Origin of the sequence: Streptomyces sp. LN549 (assembly GCF_043203805.1) — a bacterium.
GTDB lineage: Bacteria > Actinomycetota > Actinomycetes > Streptomycetales > Streptomycetaceae > Streptomyces.
Map to the genome: position 1 here is coordinate 2,166,057 of NZ_JAZHRI010000002.1, position 24,439 is coordinate 2,190,495.

Below are 24,439 nucleotides of genomic sequence, written 5' to 3' on the forward strand. Positions count from 1 at the left end.
GGACCGGGGACTGCGGGGGCCGGGGACTGCGGGGCCGGGGACTGCGGGCCCAGCACCCCGGCAGGGACCCGCGTCGCGTCAGTGCGCGGCGGACTCCCAGTCCGTGCCCACCCCGACCGACACGTCCAGCGGCGCCCGCAACTGCACCGCCGTCGCCATCTCGTGGCGCAGGATCCCCTCCACCCGCTCCCGCTCGCCCGCAGCGATCTCCAGCACGATTTCGTCATGCACCTGGAGCAGCATCCGCGACTTCAGCTTCGCCTCGGTCAGCGCGCGGTCGACGTGAAGCATGGCGACCTTGACGATGTCCGCGGCGGTGCCCTGGATCGGTGCGTTGAGCGCCATCCGCTCCGCCGTCTCACGGCGCTGGCGGTTGTCGCTGTTGAGGTCCGGCAGATAGCGGCGGCGGCCGAAGACCGTCTCCGTGTAGCCGGTGGCCCTGGCCTCCTCCACCACCCGGTGCAGATAGTCACGGACTCCGCCGAACCGCTCGAAGTACGTGTCCATCAGGCCCCGGGCCTCGCCCGCCTCGATGTTCAGCTGCTGGGACAGGCCGAACGCGGACAGCCCGTAAGCCAGCCCGTAACTCATGGCCTTGATCTTGCGCCGCATCTCCGGGTCGACCGCGGACTTGTCGACGCCGAAGACCTGGGAGGCGACCGTGGTGTGCAGGTCCTCGCCGGACGTGAACGCCTCGATCAGGCCCGCGTCCTCGGAGAGGTGGGCCATCACCCGCAGCTCGATCTGGCTGTAGTCCGCCGTCATCAGCGTCTCGAAACCCTCGCCGACGACGAAGCCCCGGCGAATCGCCCGGCCCTCGTCCGTACGGACGGGGATGTTCTGCAGATTGGGGTCGGTGGAGGACAGCCGGCCGGTCGCCGCGACCGTCTGGTTGAACGTGGTGTGGATACGGCCGTCCGCCGCGATCGTCTTGACCAGGCCCTCGACCGTGACCCGCAGCTTCGCCTGCTCGCGGTGGCGCAGCATGATCACCGGCAGCTCGTGCTCGGTCTGCCCGGCCAGCCACGCCAGCGCGTCCGCGTCCGTCGTGTAGCCCGTCTTCGTCTTCTTCGTCTTCGGCAGGCCCAGCTCACCGAAGAGGACCTCCTGCAGCTGCTTGGGCGAACCGAGATTGAACTCGCGGCCCACCGCGGCGTGCGCCTCCTTCACCGCCTGCTGCACGGCGCCCGCGAACTGCTGCTCCATGCCCTCCAGATGGGCCCGGTCCGCCGCGATGCCGTGCCGCTCCAGACGGGCCAGCAGGATCGACGTCGGCAGCTCCATGTCGTGCAGCAGCTCGGCGGCACCGACCTCCTTGAGCCGCGCCGTGAACGCGTCACCGAGGTCCAGGACCGCACGGGCCTGCGTCATCAGGGCATCGGCCTCGGCCTGGTCGTCCGCACCGAACGCCAGCTGCCCGTCGGACGAGGACGCCGGAGCGAGCTCACGGCCCAGGTACTCCACGGCGAGGGCGTCCAGCGCGAAGGAGCGCCGGCCCGGCTTGACCAGATAGGCGGCGAGCGCGGTGTCCATCGAGACGCCCTCGGTCCGCCAGCCGTGCTCCGGGAAGACCCGCATCACGCTCTTCGCGTTGTGCATGACCTTCGGCCGGTCCGCGTCCGCGATCCACGCCGCGAAGGCCTGCTCGTCGGCCTCGTCGAGCAGTGCCGGGTCGAACCAGGCGGCGGCCCCGCCTGCCGCGGCGAGCGCGATCTCGGTGACCGTGCCACTGCCGAGCGCCCAGGTGTCGACCGTGGCGACACCGAGCGGCTGGGCGCCGTGCTCGGCCAGCCACGGAGCGAGCTCACCCGCACCCAGCACCGAACCGTCCAGCTCGACGCCCGCGGCGGGCGCCGGAGCCTCGTCCTCGGCCTTGCCCGGGTCCACCGCGAGCAGCCGCTCACGCAGGCTCGGATTGCGGATCTCCAGCACATCGAGCACCCCGGTGACGGCCGTGCGGTCGTACGGAGCACGCTCCAGATCGGACGGGGTCTTCGGCAGCTCCACATCGCGGACCATCTCGGTCAGCCGCCGGTTCAGCCGCACCGCGTCCAGGTGGTCGCGGAAATTCTGCCCGGCCTTCCCCTTGACCTCCTCGGCCCGCGCCACCAGCTCGTCGAACGAACCGAACTGGTTGATCCACTTCGCGGCCGTCTTCTCGCCCACCCCGGGAATGCCCGGAAGGTTGTCCGACGGGTCACCGCGCAGCGCGGCGAAGTCCGGGTACTGCTGCGGAGTGAGCCCGTACTTCTCCTCGACCTTCGCCGGGGTGAACCGCGTCAGCTCCGACACACCCTTGGTCGGGTACAGCACCGTCACATTGTCCGTGATCAGCTGGAACGAGTCACGGTCACCCGTGACGATCAGCACCTCGAACCCGGCCGCCTCGGCCTGGGTCGCCAGCGTCGCGATGACATCGTCCGCCTCGAAGCCGTCGACCGCGAAACGGTCGGCGTGCATCGCGTCCAGCAGCTCACCGATCAGCTCGACCTGGCCCTTGAACTCGTCCGGCGTCTTGGACCGGTTCGCCTTGTACTCGGGGAACTCCTGCGAGCGCCACGTCTTGCGCGACACATCGAACGCCACCGCGAAATGCGTCGGCGCCTCGTCACGCAACGTATTCGCGAGCATCGACGCGAAGCCGTACACCGCGTTCGTCGGCTGCCCCGCCCCCGTCGTGAAATTCTCCGCAGGCAGCGCAAAGAACGCCCGGTACGCCAGGGAGTGCCCGTCCATCAGGAGCAGGCGCGGTCGGTTGTCTGCCGTCTTCTTCGATGCCGTCTCAGCCACACCCCGATCCTGCCACGTACCACTGACAATCCGGACCGTCGACCGCCCCCGGCCGCCGCGCGACCGCTCACCGGGCGGCCCGCCCGCACCGCGTGCCAGGATCGAGGAGAAGGAAACACGCACAGCGGACCGCACAAGGTCCGCGGCAGGCTCGAAGGGGAGCACGATGGCCACCAAGCCGCCCGCAGGAGACCCGGTCCAGGACGCACCCCGGGTCGAGCCGGCCCAGCACGCCGCCGCCGGGCTGCCCGCCGTCGCCCACAGCCTGCGCATCGCCCAGCAGCAGATGGGCATCCGCCGCACCGCGCAGACCCTCCTCAAGGTCAACCAGAAGGACGGCTTCGACTGCCCCGGCTGCGCCTGGCCCGAAGGCGACAAGCGGCACACCGCCGAATTCTGCGAGAACGGCGCCAAGGCCGTCGCCGAGGAAGCCACCCTGCGCCGCGTCACCCCGGACTTCTTCGCCGCGCACCCGCTCGCCGACCTCGCCACCCGCAGCGGCTACTGGCTCGGCCAGCAAGGACGCATCACGCAACCCATGTATCTGCCCGAGGGTGCGGACCGGTACGAGGCCGTGACCTGGGAGCGCGCCTTCGCCGTCATCGCCGAGGAGCTCGGCGCCCTCACCTCCCCCGACGAGGCCCTCTTCTACACCTCCGGGCGCACCAGCAACGAGGCCGCGTTCCTCCTCCAGCTGTTCGCCCGCGAGTTCGGCACGAACAACCTGCCCGACTGCTCCAACATGTGCCACGAGTCATCCGGCTCGGCACTCACCGAGACCATCGGCGTCGGCAAGGGCTCCGTCTCCCTGGAGGACCTCCACCACGCCGACCTGATCATCGTCGCCGGACAGAACCCCGGCACCAACCACCCCCGGATGCTCTCCGCCCTGGAGAAGGCCAAGTCCGCCGGAGCGAAGATCATCTCGGTGAACCCGCTGCCCGAGGCCGGACTCGAACGCTTCAAGAACCCGCAGACCCCCCTCGGCATGGTCAAGGGCGCAGCTCTCAACGACCTCTTCCTGCAGATCCGCATCGGCGGCGACCAGGCCCTCTTCAGGCTCCTCAACAAGATGATCCTGGAGACCGAAGGCGCAGTCGACGAAACCTTCGTCACCGAACACACCCACGGCTACGAAGAGTTCGCGGCCGCAGCCGCACAAGCGGACTGGGAGCAGACCCTCGCCGCGACCGGACTCGACCGCGCCGCCATCGAAGAAGCCCTCGCCATGGTCCTCGCCTCCAAGCGCACCATCGTGTGCTGGGCCATGGGCCTCACCCAGCACAAGCACTCCGTGCCGACCATCCGCGAGGTCGTCAACTTCCTTCTGCTGCGCGGCAACATCGGCCGCGCCGGCGCCGGAGTCTGCCCCGTCCGCGGCCACTCCAACGTCCAGGGCGACCGCACCATGGGCATCTTCGAGAGGCCCGCGCCCGCATTCCTCGACGCCCTCGACAAGGAATTCTCCATCACCTCACCGCGGCACCACGGCTACAACGTGGTCCGCTCCATCCAGGCGCTGCGCGACGGCGACGCCAAGGTCTTCTTCGCCATGGGCGGCAACTTCGTCGCCGCCTCCCCCGACACCGACGTCACCGAGGCCGCGATGCGCACCGCACGCCTCACCGTCCACGTCTCCACCAAACTCAACCGCTCGCACACCGTCACCGGCACCCGGGCCCTGATCCTGCCCACCCTCGGCCGCACCGACAAGGACGTCCAGGCCGGCGGCAAGCAGTTCGTCACCGTCGAGGACTCCATGAGCATGGTCCACGCCTCCCGCGGCAACCTCACCCCCGCGAGCCCCCACCTGCTCTCCGAACCCGCCATCGTCGCCCGCCTCGCCCGCGCCGTACTCGGCCCCGCCTCCACCACCCCCTGGGAAGAGTTCGAGAAGGACTACGCGACGATCCGCGACCGCATCTCCCGCGTCGTCCCCGGCTTCGAGAACTTCAACCGACGCATCGCCCACCCCGGCGGATTCACCCTCCCCCACGGCCCCCGCGACTCCCGCCGCTTCCCCACCGCCACCGGCAAGGCCAACTTCACCGCCGCCCCCGTCGAGTTCCCCGAACTCCCCGAAGGCCGCCTCCTGTTGCAGACCCTGCGCTCCCACGACCAGTACAACACCACCATCTACGGCCTCGACGACCGCTACCGCGGCATCAAGGGCGGCCGCCGCGTCGTCCTCGTCAACCCCGACGACGCCACCTCCCTCGGCCTCCCCGACGGCACCTACACCGACCTCGTCAGCGAATGGAAGGACGGAACCGAACGACGCGCCCCCGGCTTCCGCGTCGTCCACTACCCCACCGCCCGCGGCTGCGCCGCCGCCTACTACCCCGAGACCAACGTCCTGGTCCCCCTCGACTCCACCGCCGACACCAGCAACACCCCCGCCAGCAAATCCGTCGTGGTGCGCTTCGAGAACCTGCGCTGACACCCCCCAGGCGACACTAAGCGCCCGCTCAGTCGTCTGATAAGAACAGTGCACACACGCAAGAACGTGCACACAGCAGCGAACCACCGCAGACGATCGGAGCCGGACCCATGGGCGAGCACACCACACCCAAGTTCCCCCAGGAGATCATCGACGAGTACGCCAGCCTCGGCGTCGACCTGCCCGCCCTCTTCTCCGCAGGCCACCTCGGCGAACGCATGGGCGTCACGATCACCGAAGCCTCCGCGGACCGCGTCGTCGGCACCATGCCCGTCGAAGGCAACACCCAGCCCTACGGACTCCTGCACGGCGGCGCCTCCGCCGTCCTCGCCGAGACCCTCGGCTCCGTCGGCACCATGCTCCACGGCGGCGCATCCAAGGTCGCCGTCGGCGTCGACCTGAACTGCACCCATCACCGAGGGGTACGAAGCGGCCACGTCACCGGCGTCGCCACCCCCGTACACCGCGGCCGCACCACCGCCACGTACGAGATCGTCATCACCGACGAACAGGACAAGCGCATCTGCACCGCCCGCCTCACCTGTCTGCTCCGCGACCTCCCCAGGACCGACGCCTCCTGACCACGCACCACCCCCGCACCACCCCTGCCCGGCCGGAACCCCAAACCGGCCGGGCAGACCCATACCCGGGCACAACCACCGCCCCGCACACCGAACTTGCACAACACCGGCAACCAACCCCCTTGACCACCCACCCCGTTCCATGGCCCACTCATCTGCCACACCCCGCCTGCGCACCCACCACACCGCGTCGACCACACCACCCCCGATGTAACACTGCGTAACAAGCGCGCAATGTGCATCCGCCCCACGCGACACAAAGAACCCGGCCCCGCAGGCACCGGGCACCGAGGCGCGCCCTCCCCCGCCTCCACACACCCCCGTCACGCGACAGCACCAAGATCACCTCAAGCCCCTTAACAGAGCTGCGCGTTCTCACCATGCGGTCACTTCACCGTCCGGTAAAAAGCCGTACATGTCCACACAGCCACCTCAAGCCTTGCTCAAGGGCATAACAAGACAGTCACATCCTGCGCCACCCCCATCCCCGACCCCCATCCCTGCCCTTAGAGTCACCGCCAGTCACCGCGCCGCCGGGCGCGTCTGCAGCACGGCCCTGTACCAATCAGTACGGCCCGGCGAACGACACGGCACCTCAAGCAGAGGAGGCCGCGCCAGGGAAAGGACTTTTCGTGCGACACCGTTCTTTGCTCATCCTCACCACAGTGCTCACCACAGGAGCACTGACACTCACCGCCTGCGGGTCGCGCGACGACGACAAGAAGGGCAGCAGCGGCGGCGACACGCAGACCGTCGTCATCGGCGTCGACGCCCCGCTGACCGGTGACCTCTCCGCCCTCGGCCTCGGCATCAAGAACTCCGCCGACCTCGCCGCCAAAACGGCGAACAAGGAGAAGACGGTCCCGGGCATCACGTTCGAGGTCCAGCCCCTCGACGACCAGGCCCAGCCCTCCGTCGGCCAGCAGAACGCCACCAAGTTCATCGACAACAAGAAGGTCCTCGGCGTCGTCGGACCGCTGAACTCCGGCGTCTCCCAGTCGATGCAGAAGCCCCTCAACGACGCCGGCCTCACCCAGATCTCCCCCGCCAACACGGGCACCGAACTGACCCAGGGCGACAACTGGAAGACCGGCGACAAGAAGCGCCCCTTCAAGACCTACTTCCGCACCGCCACCACGGACCAGATCCAGGGCGCCTTCGCCGCGAAGTACCTCTACAACAACGCGAAGATCAAGCAGGTCTACCTCATCGACGACCAGAAGCCCTACGGCGCCGGTCTCGCAGCATCCTTCAAGGCGACGTTCACCGGCCTCGGCGGCAAGATCGCCGGATCCGACCACGTCAACCCCGACGACCGCGACTTCAACGCCGTCGTCACCAAGGTCAAGAAGTCCGGCGCCAAGGCCGTCTACTACGGCGGCGAATACCCCGCCGGCGCACCCCTGAGCCAGCAGCTCAAGGACAGCGTCCAGATCCCCCTCATGGGCGGCGACGGCATGTACAGCGCCGACTTCATCAAGCTCAACAAGAAGGCCCAGGGCGACATCGCCACCTCCGTCGGCAAGCCCGTCGAAGAACTCGACTCCGCCAAGGCCTTCATCGCGAACTACAAGACCGCCGGATACAAGGACGCCTACGAGGCCTACGGCGGCGGCACCTACGACGCCACCTGGGCCATCATCGAGGCCGTCAAGGCCGTCGTCGCAGCCAACGACGGCAAGCTCCCCGACGACGCCCGCGCCAAGGTCCTCGAAGCCGTGAGCAAGGTCAACTTCCAGGGCGTCACCGGCCCCGTCTCCTTCGACGAATTCGGCGACACCACCAACACCATGATGACCGCCTACCAGGTCGACGGCGGCAAGTGGGCCTCCAAGCTCAGCGAGGCCTACAAGCCGTAACAAGCTCCCGGTCACGCACTGACTGACACCAGACCGCGCGGGAGCGCTACGAGCGCTCCCGCGCGGTGCCATATCCGAACCACTCCACGGAGGCCCTGCGGTGCACGAACTGCCGCAACAGCTGGCCAATGGACTCATCCTCGGCGCGATGTACGGACTCATCGCGATCGGATACACGATGGTCTACGGAATCATCCAGCTCATCAACTTCGCCCACGGCGAGATCTTCATGATCGGAGGCTTCGGAGCTCTCACCGTGTACCTCTGGATGCCGGCCGGCGCCAACCTCCTCGCAATCGTCCCACTCATGATCATCGGTGGCGTCATATGCTCCGTCGCCATCAGCGTCGCAGCCGAACGCTTCGCCTACCGGCCCCTGCGCACCGCCCCCAGGCTCGCCCCGCTGATCACCGCGATCGGACTCTCCCTCGCACTCCAGCAGGCCATCTGGAAGTGGTACCCCGACGCCACGAAGGACCGACCCTTCCCCCAGTTCAAGGGCGAAGCATTCGACATCTTCGGCGCCCACATCCAACGCGGTGACCTCTTCGTCCTCATCGCCGCACCCGTCTGCATGATCGCCCTCGGCCTCTTCGTCTCCAAGACCCGCTCCGGCCGCGGCATGCAAGCCACCAGCCAGGACCCCGACACCGCCAAACTCATGGGCATCAACACCGACCGCATCATCGTCATGGCCTTCGCCATCGGTGCCGCGTTCGCAGCCGTCGCAGCCGTCGCCTACGGGCTCAAGAACGGCCAAATCGGCTTCAAAATGGGCTTCATCATGGGCCTCAAAGCCTTCACCGCAGCCGTACTCGGCGGCATCGGCAACATCTACGGCGCCATGCTCGGCGGCGTCGTACTCGGCGTCGCCGAATCCCTCGCCACCGGCTACATGAGCGACGTCCCCGGCATGGACCTCTTCGGCGGCGGCGCCTGGAAGGACGTGTGGGCCTTCGTCCTCCTCATCGTCGTCCTGCTGCTCCGGCCCCAGGGCCTGCTCGGCGAACGCGTCGCGGATCGGGCGTGATACGGATGACCACCCAGAAAGCACTCATCCCCCTCCCCACACCGATCGCCCGGATCGCCACCGCCGCCGGCGCAGCCATCGCGCTCGCCGGAACCTTCCTCCCCTGGACCTGGACCTCCGAATTCCCCGGCGACCTCACCGTCACCGGCTACCCCGGCGGCCTCCAGATCCTCACCCTCACCGGCGCCGTCCTCACCCTCCTCTTCACCCTCTGCGGATACGGCATCCCCGGCCTCCGCTGGCTCACCCCCGGCGGCACCAACAGCCCCGTACGCCTCCTCGCCCTCGGCACCCTCGGCGTCACCGGCTACACCATCGGCGCCATCACCTACGAGCTCGGCGGCGTGGTCAACCTCGAACCCGGAGCCTGGGTCAGCGGCATCGGCGCACTCATCGCCCTCCTCGCCGCCCTCGGACTCCCCAGCGACGAACCACTCCCCACCGACGAACCCCGGCCCGGCCCCTGGAAGCTCTTCCGCAACAGCCTCGCCGCACCCTCCGTCGGCCGCGCCAAGCCCCTCCCCGCCTGGGCCGAAATCCTCATCATCACCGCAGCCTTCGGCGCCGCGCTCTACGTCTTCACCTTCTGCGTCGACATCCCCACCGAAGAATCCGAACAGTTCATCGGCTTCCTCATCACCACCGCCTTCGCCTTCACCGCACTCACGCGGGCCGGCCTCATCGCCCGCATCACCGCGCTGACCACGAAGCACCGCAACGTCACCCTCACCGCAGCCCTGGCCGCAGCCTTCTGCTTCCCCTTCACCCAGGACACCGCGGAATACGCCCTCATCGGCGCAAACATCCTCATCTTCGCCACCGTCGCCCTCGGCCTCAACGTCGTCGTCGGCCTCGCCGGCCTCCTCGACCTCGGCTACGTCGCGTTCCTCGGCGTCGGCGCCTACACAGCCGCCCTCGTCTCCGGCGCACCCCTCTCCGCCATCGGCGTCCAATTCCCCTTCTGGGCCGCCGTCCTCACCGGAGCCGCCGTCTCACTGATCTTCGGCGTCCTCATCGGCGCCCCGACCCTGCGACTGCGCGGCGACTACCTCGCCATCGTCACACTCGGCTTCGGAGAGATCTTCCGCGTCACCGTCAACAACCTCAACGGCAACAGCGGACCCGACCTCACCAACGGCTCCCAAGGCATCCCCAGCATCCCCGACCTCAACCTGTTCGGGATCGACTTCGGACTCAGCCACGACATCGGCCCCTTCACCCTCAGCAGGCCCGCCAACTACTACCTGCTGATGCTCGTCGTCACCGCCGTCGTCGTCCTCGTCTTCCGCCGCTCCGGAGACTCCCGCATCGGCCGCGCCTGGGTCGCCATCCGCGAAGACGAAACCGCAGCCACCGCCATGGGCATCAACGCCTTCCGGCTCAAGCTCCTCGCCTTCGCCCTCGGCGCCACCCTCGCCGGCCTCGCCGGCACGGTCCAGTCGCACGTCAACTACACGGTGACACCCGAGCAGTACCAGTTCGCCGGCTCCGTGCCCCCGAACTCCGCCTTCCTCCTCGCCGCCGTCATCCTCGGCGGCATGGGAACCCTCAGCGGACCCTTCGTCGGCGCCGCACTGCTCTACCTCATCCCGGCCAAGCTGCAGTTCATGCAGGACTACCAGCTCTTCCTCTTCGGCATCGCACTCATCCTCCTGATGCGCTTCCGCCCCGAAGGCCTGGTCGCCGACCGCCGGAAACAACTCGAATTCCACGACAACGACCCCATCGTCGTACCAGAACCACGGCAGTCCGAAGACAACGACGCCGGCATCACCAAGGCGGGGGCGTGACCACCATGACCACCACCACCACGAAGACCACGACCACCGTCCTGGACGCCAGCGGCGTCACCATGCGCTTCGGCGGCCTCACCGCCGTACGCAACGTCGACCTCACCGTCAACGCAGGCGAAATCGTCGGACTCATCGGCCCCAACGGCGCCGGCAAAACCACCTTCTTCAACTGCCTCACCGGCCTCTACGTCCCCACCGAGGGCAAGGTCAGCTACAAAGGCACCGTCCTGCCACCCAAGCCCCACCTCGTCACCAAGGCAGGCATCGCCCGCACCTTCCAGAACATCAGGCTCTTCGCCAACATGACCGTCCTGGAGAACGTCCTCGTCGGACGCCACACCAGAACCAAAGAAGGCCTCTGGTCCGCACTCCTGCGCCTCCCCGGCTTCACCAAAGCCGAAAAGGCCAGCCACGAACGCGCCATGGAACTCCTGGAGTTCATCGGCCTCCAGGACAAGGCCGACCACCTCGCGCGCAACCTCCCCTACGGAGACCAGCGCAAGCTGGAGATCGCCCGCGCCCTCGCCAGCGACCCCGGACTCCTCCTCCTGGACGAGCCCACCGCCGGCATGAACCCCCAGGAAACCCGAGTCACCGAAGAACTCATCTTCGCCATCCGGGACCAAGGCATCGCCGTCCTCGTCATCGAGCACGACATGCGCTTCATCTTCAACCTCAGCGACCGCGTCGCCTGCCTCGTCCAAGGCGAAAAACTCGTCGAAGGCACCGCCGAAGTCGTCCAGAGCGACGAACGCGTCATCGCCGCCTACCTCGGCACCCCCTTCGAAGGCGCCCCCGGTGCCGAGGAAGTCGCCGAAGTCGAAGCGGCCGAAGCGGTAGCGGAAGCCGAAGCAAGCACCGGGGCCGGCGCCGGCACCAAGGACACCACCACCGCCACCGCCACCACCGAGGAGGAGGACACCCGATGACCGCACTGCTCGAGGTCGAGGACCTCCGCGTCGCCTACGGCAAGATCGAAGCCGTCAAAGGCATCTCCTTCACCGTCGACGCCGGCCAGGTGGTCACCCTCATCGGCACCAACGGCGCCGGTAAGACCACCACCCTGCGCACCCTCTCCGGGCTGCTCAAGCCCATCGGCGGCCGCATCCTCTTCGAGGGCAAGCCACTCACCAACATCCCCGCACACAAGATCGTCGCACTGGGCCTCGCCCACTCCCCCGAGGGCCGCCACATCTTCCCCCGGCTGACGATCACCGAGAACCTCCTCCTCGGCGCCTACCTCCGCAACGACAAGGCAGGCATCGAGAAGGACATCCAGCGCGCCTACGACCTCTTCCCCATCCTCGGGGAACGCCGAAAGCAGGCCGCCGGAACCCTCTCGGGCGGCGAACAGCAGATGCTCGCCATGGGACGCGCCCTCATGTCCCAGCCCAAACTGCTCATGCTCGACGAACCCTCCATGGGCCTCTCCCCGATCATGATGCAGAAGATCATGGAGACCATCGTCGAACTCAAGGCCTCGGGCACCACCATCCTGCTCGTCGAGCAGAACGCCCAGGCCGCCCTCTCCCTCGCGGACCAGGGCCACGTCATGGAGATCGGCAAGATCGTCCTCTCCGGCACCGGAGCGGACCTCCTCCACGACGAGTCCGTCCGCAAGGCGTACCTCGGCGAGGACTGACCCCGCGCACGAGGAAGGCCCGCGCCCCGGACGATCTGCTCCGGGACGCGGGCCTTCCTCGTGTACGAGTACGAGTGCGGGTACGCCTACTCGGCCGCCCGCTTCTTCTCCTCGGCGTCCTCGATCAACGCCTCCGCCAGCTGCTGCATCGACAGCCGCCGGTCCATCGACGTCTTCTGGATCCACCGGAACGCGGCAGGCTCGGACAGGCCGTAGTCCGTCTGCAGGATGCTCTTCGCCCGGTCCACGAGCTTCCGCGTCTCCAGCCGCTGCGACAGGTCCGCGACCTCGCCCTCCAGCGCCTTCAGCTCCGCGAACCGCGACACCGCCATCTCGATGGCCGGCACCACGTCGCTCTTGCTGAACGGCTTCACGAGGTACGCCATCGCCCCGGCGTCCCGGGCCCGCTCGACGAGGTCGCGCTGCGAGAACGCGGTGAGCATCAGGACGGGCGCGATGGACTCCTCCGCGATCTTCTCGGCGGCGGAGATCCCGTCGAGGACCGGCATCTTCACATCGAGGATCACCAGGTCCGGCTTGTGCTCCCGGGCCAGCTCGACAGCCTGCTGCCCGTCTCCGGCCTCACCGACGACCGAGTACCCCTCTTCTTCGAGCATCTCTTTGAGGTCGAGGCGGATGAGCGCCTCGTCCTCGGCGATGACGACGCGGGTCGTCAGCGGCGGGACGTGCGACTTGTCGTCGTCGGCGACGGGCTGGGGCGACTCGGGGGTGGTCACGGGGCTCCTTGGTTCAGGCAGGTACAGCTCCCACGAGCGTACCTAGCTACGATATGGTGGCACTACACAGGGCAGGGGATACCCTTCCTTTCTAAGGCCCCAGTACTCCAACTGGTTAGAGAGGCCGCTCTCAAACAGCGGACAGTGTGGGTTCGAATCCCACCTGGGGCACTTTTCCTTAGATTCCAAGGTTGCATGGAAATGGCGCAGATTCACGTGATCGTGTGACTGCAGCACCATTTCCTCCCTCGATCGCAAAGATCCCTCCAAGCTCAGCCACGTGTACGACCGTGAAACACGAAAGCATGCGCTGGCTCTCCTCGATCAGGGCTTCAGCCAGAACTCGGTAAGCAAGCAGACTGGCATTTCCCGAGCCGCCATCCGTTCCTGGCTCGTGCGAATAGAGCCCCTCGGATACGACCGCGGCCGCGAATGCCCTCGATGCGGCGATGCACCCAGGCCCCCCGACGCGCCTGCCGCATACTCGTACCTACTTGGCCTCTACCTCGGCGACGGCTGCATCAGTGCGACCAAGCGAGGCGTGTACAGCCTCCGCATCGCATGCGCCGACGCCTGGCCGGGACTCATCGACGCCTGCATCGAAGCCGTACAGATCGCGCGACCGGCCAACAAAGTAGGTCTGGTATCGAGTCCAGGCTGTCAGTACGTCACATGCTCCAGCAAGCATTGGCCTTGCCTCTTCCCTCAGCACGGCCCCGGCAAGAAGCACGACCGTAGGATCACTCTCGCCGACTGGCAGCAGATCATCGTGGATGCGCACCCTTGGGAGTTCATCCGAGGCCTCATCCACTCCGACGGCTGCCGGATCATCAACTGGGCCACGCGCCTGGTCGGTGGCGAACAACGACGGTACGAGTACCCCCGCTACTTCTTCACCAACCTGTCGCCCGACATCCTGGGGCTCTTCACCAGCACGCTCGACCAGGTGGGAGTCGAGTGGAGACGCGCCAGCGGCAAGAACATCTCCGTTGCCCGACGGGCATCCGTAGCCCTCATGGATGCACGCGTCGGGCCGAAATACTGAGCCAGCCCCTCTACTTCGGGCTGTCGTCCTCGCCGATGTGGTGCACCCGCACCAGGTTCGTCGAGCCCGCGACGCCCGGCGGGGAGCCTGCCGTGATGACCACGACGTCGCCCTTCTGACAGCGGCCGATCTTCAGCAGCTCCTCGTCCACCTGCGCCACCATCGCGTCCGTCGAGTCCACGTGCGGCCCCAGGAACGTCTCCACACCCCACGTGAGGTTCAGCTGGGAGCGGGTGGCCGGGTCCGGAGTGAAGGCCAGGAGCGGGATGGGTGAGCGGTAGCGGGAGAGGCGCTTGACCGTGTCGCCGCTCTGGGTGAAGGCGACCAGGAACTTCGCGCCGAGGAAGTCGCCCATCTCCGCTGCCGCGCGGGCTACCGCGCCGCCCTGGGTGCGGGGCTTGTTGCGGTCGGTGAGCGGGGGCAGGCCCTTGGCGAGGATGTCCTCCTCCGCCGCTTCGACGATGCGGGACATCGTGCGGACCGTCTCGATGGGGTACTTGCCGACGCTGGTCTCGCCGGAGAGCATCACGGCGTCGGTGCCGTCGATGACGGCGTTGGCGACGTCGGAGGCTTCGGCGCGGGTGGGGCGGGAGTTGTCGATTCATCGAGTCGAGCATCTGGGTGGCGACGATGACCGGCTTGGCGTTGCGCTTGGCGAGTTTGATTGCGCGCTTCTGGACGATCGGGACCTGTTCCAGGGGCATTTCGACGCCCAGGTCGCCGCGGGCGACCATGATGCCGTCGAAGGCGGCGACGATGTCGTCGATGTTGTCGACGGCCTGGGGCTTCTCGACCTTGGCGATGACGGGGAGGCGGCGGCCTTCCTCGTCCATGATGCGGTGGACGTCTTCGATGTCGCGTCCGCTGCGGACGAAGGAAAGGGCGATGACGTCGGCGCCGGTGCGCAGGGCCCAGCGGAGGTCTTCGATGTCTTTTTCGGAGAGGGCGGGGACGGAGACGGCGACGCCGGGGAGGTTGAGTCCTTTGTGGTCGGAGACCATGCCGCCTTCGATGACGGTGGTGTGGACGCGGGGGCCGTCGACTTCGGTGACTTCGAGGGTGACCCGGCCGTCGTCGATGAGGATGCGTTCGCCGGCGGTGACGTCGGCGTTGAGGCCGGTGTACGTGGTGCCGCAGGTGTGGCGGTCGCCTTCCATGGGTTCGACGGTGATGGTGAAGTCGTCGCCGCGTTCAAGGAGTACGGGTCCTTCGCGGAAGCGTCCGAGGCGGATCTTCGGGCCTTGAAGGTCGGCGAGGATGCCGACGCTGCGTCCGGCTTCGTCGGATGCTTTGCGTACTCGGTGGTAGCGGTCTTCGTGTTCGGCGTAGGTGCCGTGACTGAGGTTGAGGCGGGCGATGTCCATTCCCGCGTCGACCAGGGCTTTGATCTGGTCGTATGTGTCGGTTGCGGGTCCTAGGGTGCATACGATTTTGGCTCGGCGCATGGTGTGAGCCTAGACCTTACTTACGGGTAGTTAATTGGCTGTGCATGACTGGGTAACGACCTTTGGATGAAGGGTTTTTGACAAGTGTTGAATTGTGCGGCGGGGTGCTCGGATGAGCATTCGGTTCGGGGTTTCGGAGTTCGGGGTTTCAGAGTTTTGGTGGGGTCATGATGAAGCGGGCGTTCACCTGGGCGTAGACGGTTTTCTGTTGCGGTTCGAGGTCGAGGGCGGGGGCTGCTCCGGGGGCGGCGCCTCCCGTCAGGGGTGGCGGGCCGCCGTAGGCGCCGCGGGCGAAGGGGGCGGGGGTGGCGTTCTCGGCGCCGAGGTCGGCGAGTTCGACGAGGGCGGCGAGTTGGGCGCCGACGGCGTCGGCGTATTCGCGGGCGCGTTGGACGGCTTCGTGGACGGCTTGGCGGCGTGCTTGGCCGTGGGCGGGTGAGTCTGGGCGCAGGGCCCAGTGGGGTCCGTCGATGCGGGTCATGTCGAGGTCGGCGACGCGGGTGGTGAATTCACCGAGTGCGGTGAAGTCGTTGAGCGTGGCGGTGATGTGGACGCGGCCGTGGTAGGCGCGGACTTTTTCGTCGCGTCCGTGCAGGTGGAGTTCCGGGGTGATGGAGAGGGCGCCGGTTTCGAGTTTTTCGACGGCGGGTCCGTAGCTGCGGGCGAGGTCGAGGACGGTGGTGTTGCGTCGGGTGAGGTCTTCGAGTGCGGCGCGGCGGTCTTTGCCGCGGGCGCTGACGGTGATGCCGACGCGGGCGATTTCGGGGTCGACCTGGAGGCGCGCTTCGCCGCGGACGGCGAGGCGGGGTTGGTCGGGGGTGCCGTAGGGCTGTGTGGTGTCGGTCATGGGTTCACTGTGGCACTGGGGTGTGACAGCGGGGGCGACGGCGGGGGCGACGGCGGGGGCGACGGCGGGTGGTCATCGAATAGAAACCTGCTGGGGGTGTTGCCGGGCGTGGTTCGTGGGTGATTATCTACGCGCGTTGTCCACGCGTGCGTGGGGTCTACGCGCGTTGTGTACGGACAGAACTGTGCACGGAGAGATCAGAGATTGTGGGAGACGAGATGCCGCTGAACCGAAGGACGTTCCTGGGCACATCGGCCGCGGCCGGTGCCGGTGTGGCGATTGCGGGCGGTGCCGCGGTACCTGCCGAGGCGCATGGTCGCGGGTCCGGGCAGGGGCATGGGCGTCCGCCGAAGCGGTACTCGTTCACCGTGATGGGTACGACGGATTTGCACGGGAATGTCTTCAACTGGGACTACTTCACCGACAAGGAGTTCGACGACAAGGCACACAACGACGTGGGTCTGGCGAAGATCTCGACGCTGGTGGATCAGGTGCGTCGGGAGAAGGGTCGTCACAACACCCTGATGATCGATGCGGGTGACACGATCCAGGGCACGCAGTTGTCGTACTACTACGCGAAGATCGATCCGATCACGGCGAAGCGTGGGCCGGTGCACCCGATGGCGCAGGCGATGAACGCGATCGGTTATGACGCGGCGGCACTCGGCAACCATGAGTTCAACTACGGCATTCCGGTGCTGCGGAAGTTCGAGGAGCAGTGTGATTTCCCGCTGCTGGGTGCGAATGCGTTGGATGCGAAGACGTTGCGGCCGGCGTTCGCTCCGTATGTGATCAAGAAGTTGCGTACGCCGCACGGCCGGGATGTGAAGGTGGCGATCCTGGGGCTGACGAATCCGGGTATCGCGATCTGGGACAAGGCTAACGTGGGCGGGAAGATGGTGTTCCCGGGTCTTGAGGAGCAGGCGGCGAAGTATGTGCCGCGGCTTCGTTCGATGGGTGCGGATGTGGTGATCGTGTCGGCGCACTCGGGGAACAGCGGGACGTCGTCGTACGGTGATCAGATTCCGTACGTGGAGAATGCTGCGGGTCTCGTGGCGGAGCAGGTGCCGGGGATCGATGCGATTCTGGTGGGTCATGCGCACCTGGAGATTCCCGAGTACTTCGTGGAGAACAAGCAGACCGGTAAGAAGGTGGTGCTGTCCGAGCCGCTGAAGTGGGGGCAGCGGCTGACGTTGTTCGACTTCGACCTGGTGTGGGAGAAGGGCCGCTGGGTGGTCGAGAAGGCCGGTTCGCAGGTGTTGAACTCGAACACGGTGGCTGAGGACCCGAAGATCACGCGGATGCTGGCGGACGAGCACACGAAGGTGGTTGCGTACGTCAACCAGGTGATCGGTACGTCGACTGCGGCGATGACGACGGCCGAGGCGGCGTGGAAGGACGAGCCGATCATCGATCTGATCAATGTCGTCCAGGCGGAGACGGTGAAGGCGGCGCTGGCGGGTGGCGAGTACGCGGCTCTGCCGGTGTTGTCGCAGGCGTCGTGTTTCTCGCGTACGGCGCAGATCCCTGCGGGGAATGTGACGATCAAGGATGCGGCGGGTCTTTATCCGTTCGAGAACACGCTTGAGGCGCGACTGCTGACGGGCGCGCAGATCAAGGACTATCTGGAGTTCTCGGCGCGGTACTACGTGCAGACGGCGGCGGGTGCTCCGGTGGATACGGCGAAGCTGACGAACGCGGACAACACTCCCGACTACAACTACGACGCGGTGTCCGGTCTGACGTATGACATCGACATCGCGAAGCCGAATGGTTCGCGGATCGTGAATCTGTCGTTCGAGGGGAAGGCGATCGATCCGGCGGCGCAGTTCGTGCTGGCGGTGAACAACTACCGGGCGAGCGGTGGGGGTAACTTCCCGCACGTTCCGGGTGCGAAGCAGCTGTGGGCGAATTCGGAGGAGATCCGGAACACGATCATTGCGTGGGTGCAGGCAAAGGGTTCGGTGGATGGTGCGGAGTTCGCTTCGGTGGACTGGCGTCTGACGCGGGACGGTTCGCCGGTGTTCTAGCCGGTGTTCTGGCGTCGGTCTTGTCGTGTGTGGTGACGGCTCCTTCCCGCTGCGGGTGCGGTGGGAAGGAGCCGTCGGCCGGCTGTCGTGACTGTTCGCGTCAGCGGGTGCCGAGCAGGGCGCGCCAGGTGTTCGGGCCGATGACGCCGTCGGCGGTCAGGGACCGGGACTTCTGGAAGCGGATCACCGCGGAGCGGGTGGTGGGGCCGAAGCTGCTGTCGGCGGCGGTTGTGCAGCCCCGCGCGGTCAGGAGCTGTCGGGCGGACTTCACGTCTGCGCCCTTGGAGCCGTTCTTGAGGGTGGGCCAGGAGGCGCTGGGGACCTGGGGCTGTCCGCCGCCGCCGCCGCCGCCGCTGCTGCCGCCGAACTTGACCGGGCGGAAGGGGGCGTAGTGGTCGCTGCCGATGCCGTACTTGAGCTGCCGGTGGGTTGTGCCGTATGTGCCGCGTTGTTCGTACGCCCAGTAGACGCTGTGTGATGTGTTGGCCCATTTCTCGAATATCACCACGCGGCGGAAGTCGCCGGGCGGCCGCTGTTTCCCTTCCTGGGGTGGGCGGCCGCCTTCTGTGTGGTTGCGCCCTGTCAGTTGCCTCGTGCGAGGGGGACGAGGGCGGGGTGTTGTGCGGGGATGTTGGGGTTGTGGGGGGTGAGGCCGAAGGTGGTGAAGGCGGTGCGTTGTGGGAGGGGGTAGGGGGTGGTGCCGGTGAGGTTGTTGAGGATGGTGGCGCTGCGCCACGCGGCGAGGCCGAGGTCGGGGGCGCCGACTCCGTGGGTGTGGCGTTCGGCGTTCTGTACGTAGATGTTGCCGGTGATGGCGGGGTCGAGGTCGAGGCGGTACTGGTCGTCGATGCGGGGGCGTCCGGAGGTGTCGCGGCGCAGGTGGGTGCCGAGGCTGCCGAGGATGTGGTCGAGGGGGCGTTCGCGGTAGCCGGTGGCGAGGACGACGGCGTCGGTGGTGAGGCGGGTGCGGGTGCCTTGTTGGGTGTGTTCGAGGTGGAGTTCGATGCGGGTGGTGGCGACGCGGCCTGCGGTGCGTACATGGACGCCGGGGGTGAGGGTGGCGTCGGGCCAGCCGCCGTGGAGGGTGCGGCGGTAGAGCTCGTCGTGGATGGCGGTGATGGTGTCGTGGTCGATGCCTTTGTGGAGTTGCCATTGGTGGGGGACGAGTTGGTCGCGTACGGGTTCGGGGAGTGCGTGGAAGTAGCGGGTGTAGTCGGGGGTGAAGTGTTCGAGGCCGAGTTTGGAGTACTCCATGGGGGCGAAGGCGGGGGTGCGGGCGAGCCAGTGGAGTTTTTCGTGGCCGGTGGGGCGGGCGCGGAGGAGGTCGAGGAAGATCTCGGCGCCGGATTGTCCTGAGCCGATGACGGTGATGTGTTCGGCGTCGAGAAGTTGTTGGCGGTGGTGGAGGTAGTCGGCGGAGTGGATGACGGGGACGGTTCCGGCGTCGGTGAGGGGTCTGAGGGGTTCGGGGATGTGGGGTTCGGTGCCGATGCCGAGGGCGATGTGGCGGGTGTGGGCGCGGCCGAGGGCTTCGGCTTCGCCGTCGGGGTCGAGTTGGGTGAAGTCGACTTCGAAGTGGGCGTGTCCGGGGTTCCAGCGGATGGCGTCGACTTGGTGGCTGAAGTGGAGGCCGGGGAGTTGTTGGCTGACCCAGCGGCAGTAGGCGTCGTATTCGGCGCGTTGGATGTGGAAGCGCTCGGCGAAGTAGAAGGGGAAGAGCCGGTCGCGGGTGCGTAGGTAGTTGAGGAGGGTCCAGGGGCTGGTGGGGTCGGCGAGGGTGACGAGGTCGGCGAGGAAGGGGACTTGGAGGCTGGCACCGTCGATGAGGAGGCCGGGGTGCCAGTGGAAGGCGGGGCGTTGTTCGTAGAAGGCGGTGGTGATCGGGGTGGGGATGCCGTGGGCGAGGGCGGCGAGGGAGAGGTTGAAGGGGCCGATGCCGATGCCGATGAGGTCGTGTGGCTGGTCGGTGTCGGGGGTGGGCCGGTCGGGCCGGGTTGTCATCGGTGCGTGCTGCTTTCTGTGAGTTCGGTGGTGAGGCGGGTGACGAGGTCGAGGAGTTTTTGCAGGTCGTCTGGGGTGGTGTGGGGGTTGAGGAGGGTGGCTTTGAGCCAGAGGTGGCCATGGGTGCGGGTGCGGCCGAGTACGGCGTGGCCTCGGGTGAGGAGGGTGCGGCGGATGGTGGCGACGGTGTGGTCGTCGGTGCCTGTGGGGCGGAAGAGGACGGTGGTGATGGTGGGTTGGTCGTAGAGGTCGAGGGTGGGGGTCTTGGTGATGAGGTCGGCGAGGTGGTGGGCGGCGGCGCAGGTGCGGTCGATGAGGTCGGCGAGTCCGGTGCGGCCGAGTGCTTGGAGGGTGACGGCGATCTTGAGTGCGTCGGGGCGGCGGGTGGTGCGCAGGGAGCGGCCGAGGAGGTCGGGGAGTCCGGCTCGGGTGTCGTCGTCGGCGTTGAGATAGGGGGCCTGGTGGTGGAGGGCGTCGAGGTGGTGGTGGTCGGGGACGGCGAGGATGCCGGCTGATGCCGGTTGCCAGCCGAGTTTGTGGAGGTCGAGGGTGACGCTGTGGGCGCGGTCGAGGCCGTTGACCTTGTGGCGGTGGGTGGGGCTGAGGAGGAGGGGTCCGCCGTAGGCGGCGTCGATGTGGAGTTCGGCGCCGTGGGTGTCGCAGAGGTCGGCGATTGCGGTGAGGGGGTCGATCTGGCCGGTGTCGGTGGTGCCTGCGGTGGCGGTGACGAGGAGGGGTGCTTGGCCCTGGTGGCGGGTGAGGGTGTCGCCGAGGGCGGTGAGATCGATGGTGCCGTGGGGGGCGGGGACGGTGAGGGGTGCGGGGAGGCCGAGGAGCCAGGCGGCGCGGGTGAGGCTGTGGTGGGCGTTGGTGCCGCAGATGGTCTGGACGGGGCCGTGGCGTTCGCGGGCGAGGAGGAGGGCGAGTTGGTTGGCTTCGGTGCCGCCGGTGGTGACGAGGGCGTCGGGGTGGGTGTGGTGGGGGTAGATCTCGGCGGCGAGTGCTGCGGTGGTGTCGGCTTCGAGGGCGGAGGCGGCGGGTGCCTGGTCCCAGGAGTCCATGGAGGGGTTGAGGGCGGAGGCGGCGAGGTCGGCGGCGGTGGCGAGGGCGAGGGGTGGGGTGTGGAGGTGGGCTGCGCAGAGGGGGTCTGCGGGGTCTGCGGCGCCTTCGGTGAGGGCGCTGATGAGGGTGGCGAGGGCGTGGTGGGGGCCGGTTCCGTGTTCGGGGATGACGGGGTCGAGGGCGGTGCGCATGCGGGTGGTTACGGTGTCGGGTCCGCCGGCGGGGAGGGGGCCGTTGCGGCGGCGGGCGCCTTCTTGGAGTGCGGTGAGGACGGTGTCGATGAGGGGGCGCAGGGCGGCGGGGCCGGTGGTGGATCCGGCGAGGGGTGGGGTGGGCATGGAGTGGTGGCCCTTCGGGTGCGCACGGTTGGGCATGGGTGGACATGCCAGCTTGTCCGGGTTCCGGGGGGCGCGGCCGGGGAGCGTGGTGATCTGAACTCGAAAGGGGGATGGGTGGGCGCTTGGGGGCGTTGGTGGGGGGCTCGGGTGGTAGAGGTGCGTGCGGCTGTGGGTCCGTATATGGGTGTGCCCGGCCTGTCCTCGGGTGAGGGCGGGCCGGGCACGGGTGGTGCGGGCGGTGCGGGGTTTGGGTCAGTGGTTGTTGCGGACGGTGAGGGCGCGGCGCAGGTCGTCGATCTGGTCGGTGAGTTTGCGGCGGAGTGCGGGGATGAGGGCCTGGTCGGTGAGGGCCTGGTCGCCGAGGTGGAGGCTGTCGGCGTCGATGGCGTAGGCGGGGAAGGCGTAGCGCCCGGCGGCTTCGGCGATGGCGGGGCCGCGGCGGACGGCGAGCGCGGTGGCGTCGGGGTAGTAGCGGGGTACGTAGGCGGTGAGGAGATCGGTCTGTTCGGGCTGCCAGAAGCCTTGGGCGGTGGCGGTGAACAGGTAGTTGGAGAGGGTCTCGTCGGTGAACATGGCGTGCCAGGCGGCGGCCTTGGCCTCGGCGGTGGGCAGGGCGGCGCGGCAGCGGGCGGCGCCTTCCTGGCCGGTGGCGCTGGGGTCGGCTTCGAGTTCGGCGGCGATGGCGGATTCGTCGGTGGCGCCGAGGACGGCGAGGCGGGTGAGGATGCGCCAGCGCAGCTCGGGGTCGAGTTCGGGGCCGCCGGGGACGGTGCCGTCGGTGAGCCAGCCGTGGATGGTGTCGGGCTGGGTGGCGGCGTCGATGAAATGGCGTACGGCGGTGAGGCGGAGGCCGGGGTGGGTGCCGTCCTCGGTGCGGCGGATGAGGTCGCGGGTGAGGGCGGTGAGGGTGGCGAGGGCGGCGGGGCGGTCCTCGGCGGTGACGTAGCGTGCGGCGACCTGGGTGTCGGCGAAGGCGAGGACGCCTTGGAGGAGGGCCAGGTCGGTTTCGTGCGGGAGGTGGGTGCGCGCGGCTTCGAGGTAGGTGGCGGGGGCGAGTTCGCCGTCGCGGACCATGTCGCGGGCGGCGTTCCAGATGACGGCGCGGGTGAGGGCGTCGGGAATGCCGGAGAGGCTGTCCAGGACGGTGTGCCAGGAGTCGGGGTCGAGCCGGATCTTGGCGTAGGTGAGGTCGTTGTCGTTGAGGACGACGAGGGCGGGGCGGCGGCCGGGGCGGGTGGTGGTGGCGTCGCCTTCGTGGGGGCCGTCGTGGGTGGCGTTGTCCTGGGGGATGCCGATGTCGAAGCGGTCGCGCAGGACGAGCCGGTCGGGACCGGACTGGGTGTCGATGGTGTGGTCGTACGTGCCGACGGTGATGCGGTGGGGGCGGGTGCCGTGGTGGTCGACGGTGAGGGACCAGGTGGTGTCGGTCTCGGTGAGGTGGGGGGTGAGAGTGTCGACTCCGGTGGTGCGCAGCCACTGGTCGGCCCAGGCGTGGACGTCGCGGTCGGTGGCGGAGGCGAGGTTGTCGATGAAGTCGGCGAGGGTGGCGTTGCCGAACCTGTGGCGGGCGAAGTGGGTGTTGATGCCGGCCAGGAAGTCCTTCTCGCCGAGCCAGGCGACGAGTTGGCGCAGGGCGGAGGCGCCCTTGGCGTAGGAGATGCCGTCGAAGTTGAGCATCGCGGACGCGGTGTCGGGGACGGCGGCCGGGTCGGGGGCGACGGGGTGGGTGGAGGGGCGCTGGTCGGCGTCGTATCCCCAGCCCTTGCGGGCGACGCCGAAGTCGACCCAGGTGTCGGTGAAGCGGGTGGCTTCGGCGAGGGTCTGGTAGCCCATGTACTCGGCGAAGGACTCGTTGAGCCAGATGTCGTCCCACCAGGTGAGGGTGACGAGGTCGCCGAACCACATGTGGGCCATTTCGTGGGCGATGACCATGCCGCGGGTCTGGCGTTCGGTGTCGGTGACGGCGGAGCGGTAGATGAACTCGTCGCGGAAGGTGACGAGGCCGGGGTTCTCCATGGCGCCCGCGTTGAATTCGGGGACGAAGGCCTGGTCGTAGGAGTCGAAGGGGTAGGGCTCGTCGAACTTTTCGTGGAACCGGTCGAAGCAGGCGCGGGTGATGTCGAGGATCTCGTCGGCGTCGGCGTCGAGGTGGGGCGCGAGGGAGCGGCGGCAGTGGATACCGAAGGGCAGTCCGGCGTGTTCGGTGGTCACGGAGTGCCAGGGGCCTGCGGCGACGGCGACGAGGTAGGTGGAGACGGGCGGTGTGGGAGCGATGGTCCATCGGCCGTCGCCGGTGTGCCGGGCGATCCCGTTGCCGAGGACGGTCCAGCCTTCGGGAGCGGTGACGGTGAGCGCGAAGACGGACTTGAGGTCGGGCTGGTCGAACGCGGCGAAGACGCGCTGGACGTCTTCCATGAAGAGCTGGGTGTAGACGTAGGTCTCGTCGTCGGTGGGGTCGGTGAAGCGGTGCATGCCTTCGCCGGTGCGGGAGTAGCGCATGGCGGCGTCGATGCGCAGTTCGTGGGTGCCGGCGGTGAGGCCGGTGAGGGGGAAGCGGTTCTCGGTGAGGTCCGCGGGGTCCAGGGGGTGCCCGTCGAGGCTGATGGAGCGCAAGGTGGCGGGCTTGAGCTCGACGAAGGTGTCACCGTCGGCGAGGGCGGTGAACTGGATGACGGTTCGGGAGTCGAAGGTCTCCTCCCCCGCGGTCAGATCGAGGTCGATCGTGTACCGCTGTACGTCGAGGAACTGGGCTCGGGCCTGCGCTTCATCGCGCATCAGTACGGACATGGGAGCCATGCT

Annotated in this window: 17 protein-coding genes, 1 tRNA gene and 1 pseudogene; 10 read left to right on the top strand and 9 right to left on the bottom strand. The window is 67.9% G+C overall.

Annotation, left to right across the window (positions count from 1 at the left end; genetic code table 11):
- Positions 1-78 precede the first annotated feature (78 nt).
- Positions 79-2,790 (bottom strand): DNA polymerase I, encoded by a 2,712-nt coding sequence (gene polA, locus SH922_RS09550; protein WP_393056915.1) that lies wholly within the window; start codon positions 2,788-2,790, stop codon positions 79-81.
- 166 nt (positions 2,791-2,956) lie between these two features.
- Between polA and SH922_RS09555 the strand changes: the two genes are divergently transcribed.
- From SH922_RS09555 to SH922_RS09585, 7 genes are all read left to right on the top strand, one after another.
- Positions 2,957-5,230, top strand: a complete 2,274-nt coding sequence (locus SH922_RS09555) for an FdhF/YdeP family oxidoreductase (protein ID WP_393056917.1) — start codon at positions 2,957-2,959, stop codon at positions 5,228-5,230.
- A 110-nt stretch (positions 5,231-5,340) separates the two neighbouring features.
- Positions 5,341-5,811, top strand: a complete 471-nt coding sequence (locus SH922_RS09560) for a PaaI family thioesterase (protein WP_393056919.1) — start codon at positions 5,341-5,343, stop codon at positions 5,809-5,811.
- 647 nt (positions 5,812-6,458) lie between these two features.
- A complete protein-coding gene (locus SH922_RS09565) occupies positions 6,459-7,670 on the top strand; it encodes a branched-chain amino acid ABC transporter substrate-binding protein (protein ID WP_393063506.1) in 1,212 nt (403 codons plus the stop codon).
- A 100-nt stretch (positions 7,671-7,770) separates the two neighbouring features.
- A complete protein-coding gene (locus SH922_RS09570; RefSeq protein ID WP_350988694.1) occupies positions 7,771-8,700 on the top strand; it encodes a branched-chain amino acid ABC transporter permease in 930 nt (309 codons plus the stop codon).
- Positions 8,701-8,705: 5 nt separating this feature from the next.
- Entirely contained in the window at positions 8,706-10,490 is a 1,785-nt protein-coding gene (locus SH922_RS09575; protein ID WP_393056922.1) for a branched-chain amino acid ABC transporter permease, read from the top strand.
- A 5-nt stretch (positions 10,491-10,495) separates the two neighbouring features.
- Positions 10,496-11,422, top strand: coding sequence for an ABC transporter ATP-binding protein (locus SH922_RS09580; RefSeq protein WP_393063507.1), 927 nt, complete (start codon positions 10,496-10,498; stop codon positions 11,420-11,422).
- On the top strand, positions 11,419-12,135 hold the full coding sequence (locus tag SH922_RS09585) for an ABC transporter ATP-binding protein (RefSeq protein ID WP_356324248.1): 717 nt from the start codon (positions 11,419-11,421) through the stop codon (positions 12,133-12,135). The genes SH922_RS09580 and SH922_RS09585 overlap by 4 nt, the downstream gene beginning before the upstream one ends.
- A gap of 86 nt (positions 12,136-12,221) precedes the next feature.
- Here the strand turns inward: SH922_RS09585 and SH922_RS09590 are convergent, their stop codons facing one another.
- Positions 12,222-12,872 (bottom strand): ANTAR domain-containing response regulator, encoded by a 651-nt coding sequence (locus SH922_RS09590; protein WP_148015825.1) that lies wholly within the window; start codon positions 12,870-12,872, stop codon positions 12,222-12,224.
- A 96-nt stretch (positions 12,873-12,968) separates the two neighbouring features.
- On the opposite strand from SH922_RS09590, the gene SH922_RS09595 reads away from it, so the two are divergent.
- Both SH922_RS09595 and SH922_RS09600 read left to right on the top strand, forming a co-directional pair.
- Positions 12,969-13,043: transfer RNA gene (locus SH922_RS09595), tRNA-Leu, on the top strand.
- A gap of 109 nt (positions 13,044-13,152) precedes the next feature.
- Positions 13,153-13,917, top strand: a complete 765-nt coding sequence (locus SH922_RS09600) for a transcriptional regulator (protein WP_393056925.1) — start codon at positions 13,153-13,155, stop codon at positions 13,915-13,917.
- A gap of 10 nt (positions 13,918-13,927) precedes the next feature.
- Here the strand turns inward: SH922_RS09600 and SH922_RS09605 are convergent, their stop codons facing one another.
- From SH922_RS09605 to SH922_RS09615, 3 genes and pseudogenes are all read right to left on the bottom strand, one after another.
- Complete coding sequence (locus tag SH922_RS09605) at positions 13,928-14,389, bottom strand: pyruvate kinase alpha/beta domain-containing protein (protein WP_393063508.1); 462 nt, start codon at positions 14,387-14,389, stop codon at positions 13,928-13,930.
- Between the two features lie 66 nt (positions 14,390-14,455).
- Positions 14,456-15,362: pseudogene (gene pyk / locus SH922_RS09610) on the bottom strand (pyruvate kinase); the annotation flags it as partial.
- Between the two features lie 148 nt (positions 15,363-15,510).
- Entirely contained in the window at positions 15,511-16,209 is a 699-nt protein-coding gene (locus tag SH922_RS09615) for an SIMPL domain-containing protein (RefSeq protein ID WP_393056927.1), read from the bottom strand.
- A 218-nt stretch (positions 16,210-16,427) separates the two neighbouring features.
- On the opposite strand from SH922_RS09615, the gene SH922_RS09620 reads away from it, so the two are divergent.
- Entirely contained in the window at positions 16,428-18,239 is a 1,812-nt protein-coding gene (locus SH922_RS09620; protein ID WP_393056929.1) for a bifunctional metallophosphatase/5'-nucleotidase, read from the top strand.
- 100 nt (positions 18,240-18,339) lie between these two features.
- Here SH922_RS09620 and SH922_RS09625 read toward each other — a convergent pair whose 3' ends face one another.
- The 4 genes from SH922_RS09625 to pepN all read right to left on the bottom strand — a co-directional run bounded on the left by SH922_RS09625 (position 18,340) and on the right by pepN (position 24,427).
- The gene (locus tag SH922_RS09625) at positions 18,340-18,747 is read right to left on the bottom strand and encodes a peptidoglycan-binding protein (RefSeq protein ID WP_393056931.1); all 408 of its coding nucleotides are present in this window, start codon (positions 18,745-18,747) and stop codon (positions 18,340-18,342) included.
- Between the two features lie 74 nt (positions 18,748-18,821).
- Complete coding sequence (locus SH922_RS09630; protein WP_393056933.1) at positions 18,822-20,240, bottom strand: lysine N(6)-hydroxylase/L-ornithine N(5)-oxygenase family protein; 1,419 nt, start codon at positions 20,238-20,240, stop codon at positions 18,822-18,824.
- The gene (locus SH922_RS09635; RefSeq protein ID WP_393056935.1) at positions 20,237-21,640 is read right to left on the bottom strand and encodes a pyridoxal phosphate-dependent decarboxylase family protein; all 1,404 of its coding nucleotides are present in this window, start codon (positions 21,638-21,640) and stop codon (positions 20,237-20,239) included. Before SH922_RS09635 ends, SH922_RS09630 begins: the two co-directional genes overlap by 4 nt.
- A gap of 252 nt (positions 21,641-21,892) precedes the next feature.
- The gene (gene pepN / locus SH922_RS09640) at positions 21,893-24,427 is read right to left on the bottom strand and encodes an aminopeptidase N (RefSeq protein WP_393056937.1); all 2,535 of its coding nucleotides are present in this window, start codon (positions 24,425-24,427) and stop codon (positions 21,893-21,895) included.
- Positions 24,428-24,439 lie beyond the last annotated feature (12 nt).